Origin of the sequence: Marisediminitalea alba, assembly GCF_002993365.1 — a bacterium.
GTDB lineage: Bacteria > Pseudomonadota > Gammaproteobacteria > Enterobacterales > Alteromonadaceae > Alteromonas > Alteromonas alba.
In genome coordinates this window covers 14911-28962 of the sequence record NZ_PVNP01000219.1, presented here as the reverse complement: position 1 = coordinate 28962, position 14052 = coordinate 14911, and the positions used below count along the sequence as shown (strand labels likewise).

The 14052-nt window shown below is 51.1% G+C and carries 14 protein-coding genes; 2 read left to right on the top strand and 12 right to left on the bottom strand.

From position 1 onward, the window contains the following. Positions 1 to 45 precede the first annotated feature (45 nt). From C6Y40_RS23980 to C6Y40_RS23970, 3 genes are read right to left on the bottom strand one after another with little or no spacing between them, the layout of a single operon-like run. Positions 46 to 489, bottom strand: coding sequence for a protein tyrosine phosphatase family protein (locus C6Y40_RS23980; protein ID WP_105936902.1), 444 nt, complete (start codon positions 487 to 489; stop codon positions 46 to 48). After that, positions 486 to 1262, bottom strand: coding sequence for a sulfite exporter TauE/SafE family protein (locus C6Y40_RS23975; RefSeq protein WP_105936901.1), 777 nt, complete (start codon positions 1260 to 1262; stop codon positions 486 to 488). Before C6Y40_RS23975 ends, C6Y40_RS23980 begins: the two co-directional genes overlap by 4 nt. Before the next feature lie 2 nt (positions 1263 to 1264). After that, positions 1265 to 2134 (bottom strand): MBL fold metallo-hydrolase, encoded by an 870-nt coding sequence (locus tag C6Y40_RS23970; protein ID WP_105936927.1) that lies wholly within the window; start codon positions 2132 to 2134, stop codon positions 1265 to 1267. Positions 2135 to 2436: 302 nt separating this feature from the next. Here C6Y40_RS23970 and C6Y40_RS23965 point away from each other — a divergent pair, with 302 nt between their 5' ends. Beyond that, entirely contained in the window at positions 2437 to 2763 is a 327-nt protein-coding gene (locus C6Y40_RS23965; RefSeq protein ID WP_105936900.1) for a YkgJ family cysteine cluster protein, read from the top strand. A 5-nt stretch (positions 2764 to 2768) separates the two neighbouring features. Here the strand turns inward: C6Y40_RS23965 and C6Y40_RS23960 are convergent, their stop codons facing one another. The 8 genes from C6Y40_RS23960 to C6Y40_RS23925 form a co-directional block, all read right to left on the bottom strand. Continuing rightward, positions 2769 to 4280, bottom strand: coding sequence for an ATP-binding cassette domain-containing protein (locus tag C6Y40_RS23960; RefSeq protein ID WP_105936899.1), 1512 nt, complete (start codon positions 4278 to 4280; stop codon positions 2769 to 2771). After that, positions 4277 to 5908: an ATP-binding cassette domain-containing protein gene (locus tag C6Y40_RS23955; RefSeq protein WP_240622071.1), complete on the bottom strand. Its 1632-nt coding sequence runs from the start codon at positions 5906 to 5908 to the stop codon at positions 4277 to 4279. Before C6Y40_RS23955 ends, C6Y40_RS23960 begins: the two co-directional genes overlap by 4 nt. Beyond that, positions 5908 to 6027: a cytochrome bd-I oxidase subunit CydX gene (gene cydX, locus C6Y40_RS23950; protein WP_070177514.1), complete on the bottom strand. Its 120-nt coding sequence runs from the start codon at positions 6025 to 6027 to the stop codon at positions 5908 to 5910. Before cydX ends, C6Y40_RS23955 begins: the two co-directional genes overlap by 1 nt. Positions 6028 to 6039: 12 nt before the next feature. Then, on the bottom strand, positions 6040 to 7176 hold the full coding sequence (cydB, locus tag C6Y40_RS23945) for a cytochrome d ubiquinol oxidase subunit II (protein ID WP_105936898.1): 1137 nt from the start codon (positions 7174 to 7176) through the stop codon (positions 6040 to 6042). Then, a complete protein-coding gene (locus C6Y40_RS23940; protein ID WP_105936897.1) occupies positions 7173 to 8747 on the bottom strand; it encodes a cytochrome ubiquinol oxidase subunit I in 1575 nt (524 codons plus the stop codon). The genes cydB and C6Y40_RS23940 overlap by 4 nt, the downstream gene beginning before the upstream one ends. Positions 8748 to 9330: 583 nt before the next feature. After that, positions 9331 to 9750 (bottom strand): hypothetical protein, encoded by a 420-nt coding sequence (locus tag C6Y40_RS23935; protein WP_105936896.1) that lies wholly within the window; start codon positions 9748 to 9750, stop codon positions 9331 to 9333. Continuing rightward, positions 9743 to 10315 carry a Tll0287-like domain-containing protein gene (locus C6Y40_RS23930; RefSeq protein WP_240622070.1) on the bottom strand — a complete coding sequence of 191 codons (573 nt, stop codon included), beginning with the start codon at positions 10313 to 10315 and terminating at the stop codon, positions 9743 to 9745. The genes C6Y40_RS23935 and C6Y40_RS23930 overlap by 8 nt, the downstream gene beginning before the upstream one ends. Further along, positions 10312 to 11595 (bottom strand): NAD(P)/FAD-dependent oxidoreductase, encoded by a 1284-nt coding sequence (locus tag C6Y40_RS23925; RefSeq protein ID WP_105936924.1) that lies wholly within the window; start codon positions 11593 to 11595, stop codon positions 10312 to 10314. Before C6Y40_RS23925 ends, C6Y40_RS23930 begins: the two co-directional genes overlap by 4 nt. Before the next feature lie 275 nt (positions 11596 to 11870). Between C6Y40_RS23925 and C6Y40_RS23920 the strand changes: the two genes are divergently transcribed. After that, positions 11871 to 13178: a sigma-54 interaction domain-containing protein gene (locus C6Y40_RS23920; protein WP_240622069.1), complete on the top strand. Its 1308-nt coding sequence runs from the start codon at positions 11871 to 11873 to the stop codon at positions 13176 to 13178. Here the strand turns inward: C6Y40_RS23920 and C6Y40_RS23915 are convergent. Then, positions 13165 to 13920, bottom strand: coding sequence for a sulfite exporter TauE/SafE family protein (locus C6Y40_RS23915; RefSeq protein ID WP_105936895.1), 756 nt, complete (start codon positions 13918 to 13920; stop codon positions 13165 to 13167). The genes C6Y40_RS23920 and C6Y40_RS23915 overlap by 14 nt on opposite strands. Between the last annotated feature and the right edge of the window lie 132 nt (positions 13921 to 14052).

Sequence of the window (14052 nt, the reverse complement as noted above, 5' to 3'; positions counted from 1 at the left end):
ACATCTGGCCCATAAGGCCGTAAATAAATGATTTTATTAATTTATTCAGTGAGGACTTTGCGACTGACGAGTACGGCTCTGAAATGTCAAAAGTATGCCATCAAGGTCGACTCCAGCCTGGTCGCCGGCCTGTTTTATTTCATGCTGACTAAGCCCCTGCTCCCAACGAGCAAGGGCCCACAAATGCAATACCCTGGTACCGGTTCGACAGATGGCATGAACCCGGCCTGTAGCGCCCAGCAGAATTCGACCAAACTCGGCAACGTCCTGAATGCTGTAGTTACCACTTACTACCGGTAAAAACTTATATTCCAGTCCTGCTGCCCGGGCCCATACTCGTAATATGGCATCCGGCACCTGATTGGGCTCATCAAAATCCGGACGACCATTTATCAGCGTGGTAACGCCTGCCTGGGCTAAGGTATACAAGTCGTCCTTGGTTAACGGTCCTGAAACGCTAAAATGATGATTTATAGTGCGAATATTCATACCGGTACCTCCACGAAGTACAGCGTGTGTAGTGAAGAAAGAAAGATAAAGCTGCCCATCACAATTAACATCACGCCAAAGCCTTTTTTCAGCTGTTGCTGGGGTAGCCGCCCGCCAAGCTTTGCACCGAACAGGGAGCCGGCTGCGCCGATAATTACCATTAGCGTAATGAGCTGAAAGTCGAAGGGCAGTTCTCCAAGCTGGCTGAACAAATACAGGTATTTGCCAAATCCAACTACCGATTGCATCACAATAATCGCCAGACTGGTGCCCACCGCCTGGCGCATAGATACGCCACCAAGAGCCAACAGTGCCGGTACAATTAAAAAGCCACCGCCAACCCCTACCAAACCAGCAATCATGCCCACCACCATGGCGGCCGGAACCAGCTTTGCCAGAGACACGTCATTACTGGCAGCAATGTTAACGGGCTTAAGCATAAAACGGCTGGCAAGCAGCATAATGATGGCGAACAACACCAACTGCGCCAGACCACTGAAGTACTGGGAAAGCTGCGCGCCCAGATAAGTACCAACCATACTCGGCAAGCCAAAACTGACCACCTTCTGCCACGCCACCAGACCAGCCCGTTGTTGACGCCATACCCCTGCCAGGGCAATACCGCCTACAATTAACAGGGATTCCGCAATCGCCACTTTAGGCGGGCGCTCAACTACATAGGTCAGTAGCGGTACTGTGAGGATCGAACCACCAGAGCCAAGCAGGCCAAGACTCACGCCAATCACAATGGCGCCGATAAGGGTAAGCAACATGGCTACGACTTAATCGTCAGGGGGATTTTCAGGTAACATTTACCATTGTCTTCTGCCGGCGGCAGCTGGCCCGCTCTGACATTCACCTGAATCGCAGGAAGCAGCAGTTTAGGCACCGCCAACGTGGCATCCCGGGCTTCCCGCATGGCCACAAAATCGGCCTGGCTGACGCCATCTTTTACATGAATATTGTTGCGGCGCTGCTCAATCACCGAGGTTTCCCAGGCGAAGTGATCCCGCGTAGGGCTCTTATAGTCATGCCCTACAAACATCCGGGTAGCCTCCGGCAGGGCCAGAATTTTACGGATGGACTGATATAGGGTTTGTGCACTGCCGTTAGGAAAATCCGCCCGGGCCGTGCCGTAATCCGGCATAAACAGGGTATCGCCCACAAACACCGCATCTTCTATGTAGTAAGACACACAAGCCGGGGTGTGACCGGGCGTATGCAGCACTTCAATATCTAAGTGGCCCAGCGTAATTACTTCCCCGTCGACAAACAGCTGGTCAAACTGACTACCGTCGGTGGGAAACGTGCTTTCCAGGTTATAAATCGCTTTAAACGTGGATTGTACCCGGCGAATATGATCGCCTACGCCAATCAGCCCGCCGAGCTTTTCCTTGATGTAAGGAGCGGCAGTGAGGTGGTCGGCATGGGCGTGGGTTTCCAGGATCCACTCGAGTGTTAAGCCATTTTTGTCAACGTAACTGACAACTTTGTCAGCGAACTCATGGGAAATCTGCCCGGCTGCGGCGTCGTAGTCGAGTACCGGGTCGATAATTGCGCAGCTGTTAGTGGCACGGTCAGTTACCACGTAGGCCACGGTAAACGTGGGCTCATGGAAAAATGGCGTGATCTGAATTTTGCTCATTTGCCGGCTCTCTGTATCAAAATAGAATGGGTCTTTAGTGTGATACAGCAAAAGCTTTGCCAGCTGGCCCGGGCGCTATCCACAACTGCGTATAACAACGCCAAAGAAAAACCTAATCCATTGATTATTAAATGTTTATATTATTTAGAATTTTTTACTTTTAATGGCATAATTCGCCAAATACGTTGTTGAGCAGGTACCCTCTGCCGGCTTTAACAATGACGTTTTCCAATCCTTATGCGTTAGCTCGCAAACCCAGCTAATCACTGGTTGTTTTGCACATTGTGTGGAGCAGTTTTTGTATGTTGTCTTGTGTGGATTGTGGTGCCTGTTGCGCCACCTTTCGGGTGTCTTTTTACTGGGCGGAGTCCGACCCGTTTGCCGGCGGTTCGGTTCCGGCCGAACTGACTACTAAAATTTCGCCAAACCTGGTGTCGATGGCAGGTACTAATCAGCCTAACCCAAGGTGTGTGGCCCTGACAGGCGAAATTGGTAAACAGGTTAGTTGCAGTATTTATGAACAACGCTCGTCAACCTGCCGGGAATTTGAGGCCGGCTCGGCCGATTGTTTAAAGGCCCGGCTAAAGCATGGGATCACTGACGATGTTATCCCTATCCGCGTTGCCTGAAAATATTAACTGGGCGGATTTAGTATCAGCGTGTCTTTGCATTGCAGTTCAGCCGGATACACGTGGCTGGCAATGATGATAAGACGCGTTGCGGCTTTCTGTTGTAACAAGGCAACCAGTTGGCTGACCGCTGCTCCATCGAGCCCCTCAAAGGGTTCATCCAGCAGCCACACCGGTGACTGGATAAGCATTGCTCGTGCTATGCCTAAGCGCTTGCGCTCGCCGCCTGATAATACGCGGCCGCCCGGGCCGAGCCACTCGCCCGGGTCGTTAAGCTGAGCCAGGCCAACTTTGCTCAGTACGTCATTAAGTTGCGTAGCCGAAAAGTCCCGCCCCAGAGTCAGGTTATGCCTGAGCGTGGCGGCGAGGATCACCGGTTGCTGCTCCAGATAAAGCCAGCCTTCAATCAGGCCGTCCCCCGGTGCATTACCATCGCAAAGGCGTTGCCCATGGCAGGCTACCAACCCGCTGACCGCCTGCAGTAACTGGGATTTACCTGCGCCGCTTGGGCCGCCAACCAGATAAAGACCGCTGGCATCAAATTCCGCTGTCACTTTTTGCTCGGGTAGGTTCACTGAACCAAAGCCTGTAAGAGTGAGCGTGCTGGACAATGGTACGGCGTCTGTCAGTTGCAGGGGGTCTACTGGTAGTGTTTTAAGTGCCTGTTTGCCCTGCACATACCGGTTTAGCGCAGGCTGACCATTAAAGGAGCGGCCCAGCCAGTCACCGGCGCTGAGCAACAGCATGGGCACCACCAGCAACAGCGGGTTACCGCCTTCCCCTTCAAGCTGAGTATGGATAGCCAGATAAATAATCACCAGCATCAGCGCCCAGGCAAGCCCCTGAAATACCCACAGACTCTGCAAAGTAAGCCGTTGCTGACTGGTTTCCGTTTCCCACAGGGTTTGTGCAGAGGGTAACTGCGCTAACTGCTCTTGCACAGTTTTTAAATGCCAGATGGCCACACTCCCGAGCACCACATCGGATTGTTCTCTGAATTCATGCTCCTGAAGCACCTGAATTTTAACTAAAGTGAGCCCTTGCATACATAGCGCCGCCATGATCACCAGCCAGATAACGCCAAGCGCGATTGTCCAACCGGCAAAAGGGATATCCAGCACCAGCAATGTTACTGCGCTCACCACCAGCATAAGGACCGCAGAAGCCTGCTGAGAAACCCAGCCGACCCACACCGCAGCGATGGCCTCGGTATGACTGGCCAGCGCTTCAACTTCTTCACTGCGCTGGCGGATCTGCGCAGCAAACAGCCGTTCAAATAATTGCACGCGTAGCAGCGAGGTGAGTTGCAATAAATGCTTGTGGCCTACCCACATGTGGGCATAGCCACTACCAATGCGTATTAGCGCCAGCGCTCTGATCACTACCGCTGGCAGCATGTAGTTAAAATTCACCGGAGCTACAGCGCAGGCGGCAATAAACCACGATGACACAATTAAAATGGCCAGCCCGGCACCGCCGTGCAGCACTGCCAGTAATACGGTAATGAAGGCTTTCACGATACTGCCTCCCCACCAGCCGTTTGCTGCACCCTGCGGTTTTCTACCTGCCAGGTACGGTTAAACCAGTCATCCGGCAGCGCCTTATGGGAAACACATAGTACAGTTCGCCCCTGCCCCAGGGTATGAATAAGCTTGCTGAGGCTGTGATGCTGCGCCTCTGGTAGATGCGCAGTGGGCTCATCGAGCAGCCATACCGGCGCGTCAGACAATAACAAGCGTGCCAGTGCCAGACGCTGCGCCTGCCCACCAGAGATAGCAGGCACTTCAGCCAAAGGCGTATCTAGCCCGGCCGGCAGCGAATCCAGCCATGCCTTAAGCTCTACTTCACTTAGCGCCTGTTCCAGTCTGGCGGTGGTAAAAGTGCGCTGATAATTAAGATTTTCACGCAGTGTGGCGGGTAACAATACCGGATGCTGAGTGAGCATGGCCACCCGACAAGGCAAACGATAATTCCCCGTCCGCTGGCCGGCAAGGGCTTCCAGTAACAAGGTTTTACCGCTGCCAGACGGACCGGTTATGGCTACCCAGTCTCCAGGCAGCAACGTTAATGACTGGCTCGCGAGCAGGTTATCTGCAAGTTGTAAGCTAAACTGCTGCGGCTCGGTGAGTTCGTTGGCCGGTTCATTCAATTGCCCGGCTTCCAGCGCCGCAAGCCATTCACCAGCCGCATCGCGCGCGGCTTCAGCTTCGGCCTTCTGGTGATAAAACTGCCCCAGCGCCTTAAGTTCTGAAAACAGTAAGGGTGCGGTAAGTAACAGCCATAAGCCAGAATGCAGCGTAAGCTCGGGGCCTAACGAGAATTCGCCTAATAAACTAAAGCCAATAAACACTGCAATTAATGCAACGGCGATGGTCGAAAAGAAATCCAGCACGGTATTGGATAAAAACGCCACACCAACCACCTTCATGGTGCGTTCATTCAGATCGTCACTGGCTTGTTTTAATATCTTTTGTTCAATCTGATGGGTGCGAAAACTGGCCAGTAACCCAAGTGCCGTGAGGCGATCAACAAACAGACTGCCCAGCCGGGTAAGGGCAACGAAATGTTTCCGCTGAAGCGCCGCCGCACCCTTGCCTACCAAAATCATAAACAGCGGAATAAGCGGTAATGTGATTAGCAGGCTGCCACCCACCACCGGGTTAACCACCAAAATAAACAGCAGCGCGAAAAAGGGTGTAAGCACCGCCACATATTGTTGCACCTGATAGTCGTAGCGCCAGTGAACCAACGCGCTGATGTGGCGGGTCCATACCGATTGCCAGAAGTAAGCCGAATGGGTGCTGACTAACGAGGTTTGCTCTGCTACCAAACGCTCAGCAAAGCGCTTTTCAAGGCCACTAAGTAAATCAGATTTCGCCTGCAAGGTGCGCCGATAGGCATCACCCTGCAGTAGCCAAGCCAGTAATAACGCAGCCGTCAGGCCCAGCCAGTCACTCATATCCGGCTGCTGAGCCAGCACCACCCAGTCGTGCATCATCGCGGCAAAAAGCCAGTAGCCGGCAATTAAACACAACAGCCGGGTGGTTTTTATGGCCACTAATAAAAACAAGGTGCTGCGCGATGCAACACCCTGCTTGATGACGGTGGCGTTAAACCACCGCGGGAGGGACTGGCTATCTTTCACTACTGATCTTCTGGGTCTTCAGGGCGATCCAAGTTCTCAGTCGATTCTAACCACATGGCGTTAATAATGCCAAATGAACAAGCCAGTAAAACGCCTAATATCCAGGTAAAATACCACATGTTCTGTTCTCCTTAGTAAATCGCGTGAGATGAGTCTAAGTCGCTGTTTTTAATGCGACCGCGCATCACGTAGAAGCCGTAAGCGGTGTAGCTTAAAACAATTGGCACAAACACACAGGCAACACCAAACATAATTTTCAGGGTCATTTCACTGGATGTTGCATCCCACACGGTTAAGCTTGCCACCGGCATGGTGGTGCTTGGCATCAGGAATGGGAACATTGAGAAGCCCGCTGTCAGAATAATACCTGTCATCATCAGCGCGCTACTCACAAACGCCCAGCCACCGCGGCCTGCTTTGGAGAAGAAAGCGCAAGCCAGGCCCGCCCCAATACCTAACAGAGGCGCCACTACCATCCAGGGGTATTTGCTGTAGTTAGCCATCCAGGCACCGGCCTCAACGGCGACTTCTTTCTTGAGCGGGTTAGAAGTAGCCAGTGTATCCACGGCTGAAGTGACCACAAAGCCATCTAATCCAAACGCAACCCACAGGCCAGCCAGAATAAACAGCACCACAGTTGCCAGTGACAGAACAACTGACACGGCGCGCGCCCTTACCTCAATAAAGCTGTCGGTCTTCATTTGCAGCCAGGTAGCACCGTGATTGAGGATCATTGCTACGGAAACCAAACCCGCTACCAACGCAAATGGCGTAAGCAGGCCAAAGAACGAGCCGGTATAGGTAGCTTTTAAATTGCCATCCAGCTCAAAGGGAACGCCCAGCAACAGGTTACCAAAGGCCACGCCAAAGATTAGCGCAGGCACAAAGCCAGAAGTGAACAGTGCCCAGTCCCAGCTGGTGCGCCAGCGCTTATCTTCTAACTTACTGCGAAAATCAAAGCCCAGCGGACGCATCCATAAGGCAATCAACACCAGCGCCAGCGCCAGATAGAAGCCCGAGAAGGCAGTAGCATAAATCATCGGCCAGGCTGCAAAAATAGCGCCACCGGCAGTGATAAACCACACCTGATTTCCGTCCCAGTGCGGACCCACCGTGTTAATCATCACCCGGCGCTCGTCGTCGGTTTTACCAATCAGGGTGAGCAGTGCGCCAACCCCCAAATCAAATCCATCGGTGATGGCAAAGCCAATCAGCAGTACGCCAACCAGCACCCACCAAATTACTCGTAGTACTTCATAATCAATCATGCGTTTGCTCCTTGAGTACCCAGGCCAATAGCATCATCCAGTTTTTTGTCATCTTCCGGCGGAACCGGCCCTTTCTTGGCGTATTTCTTCATCAGATAGAAACCAATCACAAACATGGTTGCGTAGAACAGGGTGTAAGCCACCAGCGTAGTCACTACGTCTGACACAGACAGGTTAGACACCGCAGTGTGAACTGGTAACACTTCGGCGATAGACCAGGGCTGACGGCCATACTCGGCCACAAACCAGCCAGCTTCACAGGCAATCCACGGCAGTGGCAGCGACCATACCGCCGCTTTCAGCAACCAGCGAGGCTGGGTAATACGGTGCTTAGTGCTGTAATAGAATGCCGCGATAAACAGCGCCAGCATCAAAAAGCCCGCAACAACCATCAGGCGGAAAGAGTAAAACAATGGCGCTACCGGTGGGATACTGTAATCCACCGCTTTTTCCAGCGCTTCTGGTGTAGGCTGAGTAATGTCGTCAGTGAAAGGTTCCAGCAGCAGCGCATAACCTAAGTCGTCTTTATTGCGCTCAAACATCTCGAGCTCTGCAGGCGTTGCTGTGCCGTCTTTCACTTTTTCCAGCTGTTTCTGTGCCTGTACGCCAGACAAAATTCGCACCCGGTGAATCTCTTTGAGGTCTTTGATCCCCATCACTTCTTCATCCAGTGAACGGGTAGCAATAATCCCCATGGCCCACGGGATCTGAATAGCGAAGTCCATTTTTTCTTCTTCGTCATTAGGAATACCGAACAAGGTAAAAGCCGCCGGCGCCGGATGAGTTTCGTACTCGGCTTCCACAGCCGCCAGTTTCACTTTTTGCACATCGCCGAGCTCGTAACCGCTTTCGTCACCTAACACAATTACCGACAGGGTAGCCGCTAAGCCAAAGCTGGCCGCAATCGCAAAAGAGCGACGGGCAAAGGCAATATGTTTATGCTTGAGCAGATAGTAACTGGAGATAGCCAGTACAAAGATGGCACCGGTGACATAGCCTGCAGAGACAGTATGGACAAATTTAACCTGGGCTACCGGGTTAAAAATCACTTCGCTGAAGCTGGTCATTTCCATGCGCATAGAATCGGTGTTGAAGCTTGCCCCCACCGGAAACTGCATCCAGCCGTTGGCAATCAAAATCCACAGCGCAGAGAAGTTTGAGCCAATGGCCACAAGCCAGGTTGCCATTAAGTGCTTCACTTTGGACATCTTGTCCCAGCCGAAGAAGAACAGCCCCACGAAGGTAGATTCTAAAAAGAATGCCATTAACCCTTCAATGGCCAACGGAGCGCCAAAAATGTCGCCCACGTAGTGAGAATAGTAAGACCAGTTCATACCAAACTGGAACTCCATCGTTAATCCGGTTGCAACGCCAATGGCAAAGTTAATCCCAAACAACTTGCCCCAGAACTGGGTCATTTGTTTGTAGATTTCTTTACCGGTCATCACATATACCGACTCCATAATGGCCAACAGGAACGTCAGACCAAGGGTCAGCGGGACAAAGATAAAGTGGAACATTGCTGTTAAAGCAAATTGTAACCGCGATAGTTCTATCAACGTATCGCTCATGGGACTCTCCTTTGATGTTTCTAATTTATAAACTGTGTATGACCATTAGCCTGATCAGAGATAACCTTGCTAAGGGTCTGAATCCGTCACGATTAAACAGACCTACCGGCCCTTATAATCACCACACTGCATAACTTGCGCCAATCAGGCAAAGGCAAATAAATTTATGATTTTTAAAGAATATTTCTATTGTTAGCGGTGCCAGACTGGAAATTAAATATGCAATCCGTTACGTAAATGTCAGATTTGACAATTGCGCGTCAGAATTGGCATTTCCTATTACGGGCAGGGCTGAACAGAAAGTAAACAACAATTCTGCGCCGCGATTAATAACGCTCAGGGAGCGATTTGTTACAACTTTAGGGGGTGATCTCAGGAGTCGGGAAGAACGGAGGTATTGGAGGCGCGTGCCCTCCATCGCAGTAAAGTCCATCTTTCATGCCATGGTTGAAAGTTCCGGCCTCACATAACAAGGGCATCACAAAAACCGCTTATGTGTGCCCAACATTTAAAGCGGAACCAGCGGATTAATGGCTAATCACTATACGCCCATCAATTAAAAAGGCAAAAGACTTACCGGTGATTAGCGGATAGCGAAAGTCTGATGACATGCATTGCACACTCGCATCAAATCCACCACATGCCGACGGACGTCTGTTTCCGGCGTCTCAGGGTCCCCGATGGCTTGCCAGTGCGGTCGCATGCTTTGCGCCATCACACGAAAAGCGGTGGGTAGCCGCTTTCCCATCCCTTGTGGGCGCTCATCCTGTTCCCGGGACTGCAGTTGGGTGATCCGGGCTTTGAGTGCTTCCCGGTCACCATCTAACAACAACTGCTGGGTATCAGTCAGCGCTTCTAACATACCGCGCATGTGACCCAGTACAAAGGTTTTGTCTTGCGACGGTAGCTCAATCACCATGCGCTCCTCTGCGGCGTAAACCGGGTTGCTGAGCAATACTGTCAGCAACGCGAATGTTAGGATGAAGCGGCCCGGGTTAGTCATCTTGCTGATACCGCACCGTAAAGGCACCACGCAAATCTCCGGCGGCAAATCCCGTAGCCTGATCCTCCGGATACCGCTGCTTTATCGCCTCTTTTACTGCCGGAGCAAGCGCAGCACCGTGACAGTTCAGGCACAGCCCGTCGGTCATAATAGGGGCCATAAACCGATATTCCCCGGCTGTGTCATCAACGTGCACCTGCACTAACGCGCCGGGCTCTAAACCCTCTTCCAACCCTTTCACCATGGCCATCAGCGATGATTTCTCCCAGCTGTCTGCACGATTTTGCGGGTTACGTACTTTTAAAGCCGTTCGCCCTACCAGCCAGCCATCGGTGCTTAACTCCGCCGCAATGGCCGGTGCGATGTCTTTACACACCTCAACACCGTTAGGTAAACCGCCTTCTTTAACAGCTTTTTGCAGGTTCTGCTTAAGAGTCTTGCCCAGCTGCATGGCTTTTTGTTTTGCCTGCGCTTTAAACTCTGCTTCGCTCAGTTGCCCGGCCTGAGCGGCCAGGGGGAGCAATAAGCATCCCATTAACACTACTTTCTTAGTGAGTCTGATCATTTGTCATCCTGCTCCAGTCTTTCGATACCCAGTGCCTTCAACACGTATTTCTCGTATACAGGTTCGCTGGTACCGGTTTTCATCTTACGCATGAAATATTTTTCGAAGGCAATCTTAGCCAGATGCACCCATTTGCCCTTTTTAAACCAGGTAACGTTACGCGGCGGAATTTGCGGCATAGCCACAAACGCGGCACCGGTGTCGCCCATATCTGCCAAACAAATTGCATGCCAGGTGCCTTTTGTTGACGGCGGTTTATCATCCACAATGATGGATTTCATATTGTGCGCAATGGCCGTCATCATGGTTTCAATCATGTAGCCGGTTTTCGGCGTGCCGGTGGGTACCGGTGTAGCCTCAACCGGTGGGATAGCCACGCATACGCCACCCGAGAAAATATTAGGGTACTTAGGAGAACGCTGGAATTCATCGGTGATGACAAACCCTTTGGGGTTACACAACCCTTCCACATTGGCCACAGCCGGCACGCCACCAAAAGGCGGGATAAGCATCGAATGATTAAAAGGCTCCTCATAGGTAAATTCCACCTCGCCTTTTCGATTGAGCTCAGACACATGCATCATGCCGTCTTCAACCTTATCCACCCGTGCGTTACAGATCCATTTGATGTTGCGGTTGCGCAGTTCTGATTCGAGCATTGATTTAGAGTCACCCACGCCGCCCAGCCCTAAATGGCCGATGTAGGGCTCACTGGTAACAAAGGTCATAGGCACTTTGTGACGAATTTTGGCGTCGCGCAGCGCCTTATCCAGAATAAAGGCATATTCGTAAGCCGGCCCAAAACAACTGGCGCCCTGAAACGAGCCCACCACTACCGGACCGGGGTTCGCCACCAGCTTCTCAAAATCCGCATAGCAATGTTCGGCATGATCCAGTGTACAAACAGATTGTGTGAATCCACCGGGGCCCGCCCCTTCGATTTGGTCAAAGGCTAAACGCGGGCCGGTAGCAATAATCAGGTAATCATAGTCAATTGTTTCGCCTTCGCCGGTGACCAGCTGATTGGCTTCGGCATCAATTTTGTCGACCCGGGCGCATTTAAACGCAATTTTCTTTTTGGCCAGGTATTTTTCGATAGGCATCGTCACCGCACCGGCTTCGCGCCACCCCACTGCAACCCAGGGATTGGAAGGGACAAACCTGAACTCTTCCCGTTCGTTAACCACCATGACTTCATGACCAGCGCCTAACGCCTCTTTTACTTCATACGCCGCTGGCATACCGCCGGTTCCTGCACCTAACACCACTATTTTTGCCATAATCATTCTCTTTTATCGTTATTGGCTCTGCTAGTCCTGCCACACTGGTTGCTAACAAATCCGTTGAACAAGTCTTTCTGTTAACGAGTCGCTCTATTAACAACTTATTTACCAATATTCGTGCCATTGTGGTGTAAACGTAGTATGGTGATGTTTTATATTAGATTTTTAATATATTTATCATTAAAACGGCTTGTGAAGCCTATTTAGCTGTGTCAAATTTGACAAACAAGCTCAGCTTTCAGCTGCCATATTTGTCTCAGGAGAAGGGTGTTATGAACGCATCGCTTATTCAGTCAATGATTAACGCCATTGATAAACCGGCGATATTCATTACCAATGATTACGTTATTCAGGCGGTTAACGATGCTTATCGTGAAACCTACGATACCGAAGTCATCATTGGTAACAGTACTTGCTATGCGGTATCCCACCGCAATGATGCGCCCTGTGATAAGCGCGGTGAAGAGTGCCCTCTGGCTCAGTGTCAGAAAACGAATCGTCCCAGTAGTGTGGTGCACATCCATAATACGAATGAGGGTAAAACCTACTGCGATATCCTGATGAAACCGGTACGTGATGAAGACGGCATGACCATTGGCTATCTGGAAATACTCGATCGCATTAGCTATGCCGCCGCCGACTCGCAGAAAAACAAAATGATTGGCGGTTCAGACAACTTTAAACAAATGCTTAACCGCATCAACCGTGCTGCGCAGTCGGAAATTGCCGTATTACTGCAAGGCGAAACCGGTGCAGGTAAAGAACTGGTTGCCCAGGCCGTTCACCAATCGAGCCGTCGTAAAGACAAACCCTTTGTGGTGATTGAATGTACCGGATTAAACGAGAGCCTGTTTGAGTCTGAGCTGTTTGGCTATGAAAAAGGCGCGTTTACCGGCGCAACTAACAGTAAGAAGGGCCTGATAGAAGTGGCCAACGGCGGCACCGTGTTCTTCGACGAGATTGGTGACGTGCCGCTTAATATGCAGGTAAAACTGTTGCGCTTACTGGAAACCCAGTGCTACCGACCGGTTGGCGGTTTAAAACAGAAAAAGGCTGACTTCCGTCTGGTGTGTGCGAGCCACAAAAACCTGCTGGCCATGGTCGAAAAAGGCGAGTTTCGTCAGGATTTGTATTTTCGTATAGCCGGCTTTCCGATTTACCTGCCTGCATTACGCGAACGAAAATCAGATATTCCGCTGTTGTGTAAGCACTTTCTGGCTGGTAGCGAACATCGTCATAAACACTTTAGCGAACGGGCATTACAAACCCTGTCGCAATACAGCTTTCCGGGCAATATCCGCGAGCTCAAGAGTATTGTAGAGCAGGCCGCGTTGATGTCTAACGATGACGATATACTGATAAGCGACCTACCGCCGCAGATCTTGGGTGTCGGCCCGACTGAAACACAGGCCATAGCAGAAGACATTATGCCGCTCGAACAAGCCGAACAAGTGTATCTGGAAAAAATCTGTAAGCACTTTGATGGCAGCCCCGACGAGCTTGCCAATAAGCTTGATGTAAGTACTCGCACACTATACAGAAAGCTACAGCGCTACAACATTAAACTTAAAGGCTCATAAACCCCTGATACAACAAGCGCACCGCCAGCACCGATAATATGATTTTAAAAGCCAGTTTAAACTTGTCGGCCGGAATGCGATTTAGCAGTTTCAGGCCTAGCCAGGTGCCAATCGCACCGCTGACAATCATCGCCACGACCAGAGGCAACCATTGCCAGAACGAAAACCCCACCATGGTAAACACCACCGCTTTTAAACTGTGCTGAAAGGTCATGCAGTTAGCAAATGTGGAGGTATGGGTCATTTTGTTATAGCCGTTACGGTATACTACCGAAGCTACCATAGGGCCACTGGCACCTACAAACATGCTTAGAAAGGTGGTTAGCGCACCGGCGATGATGCGGCCCGGGCGCGACATCTCCCGCGGACTGGGTTTAAGCCCCCACACCATTAGCAGTAAAAAGACGGCGATGGCCAGTTGGATAATCGCCAGTGGCAGTTGCACTACCACGAAGGAGGCGGCTATCGCCCCCAGGATCGTACCTAACGCAAAGTACTTAAACATCGCCCGGTCGAGATATTTAAAAGTCATCACCGCGCGACTGGCATTAGAGCCCAACTGCACCAGGCCATGCACAGGAATTAACGCAGCAATGGGCATTACGGATGCCATCACCACCAGCAACAACATGCCGCCGCCCAATCCCATGGTGCCGGTAACAAATGAAGTAAATCCAGCCAGTAAAATGAGTCCCAGCGCCGTATATAGGTCGAGGATGCCGGCAGTTAACAGTGTTTCCATCACAAACCATAAAGTCGCTATCTATCCTGGCTTTGATTTTCACTATGCCTGAAATACTTTGCAACCAAATAAACCGCTATTTCGTCTTATAAAACCTGTTTATAACGTGCATTCACTGATAACTTACTTGTT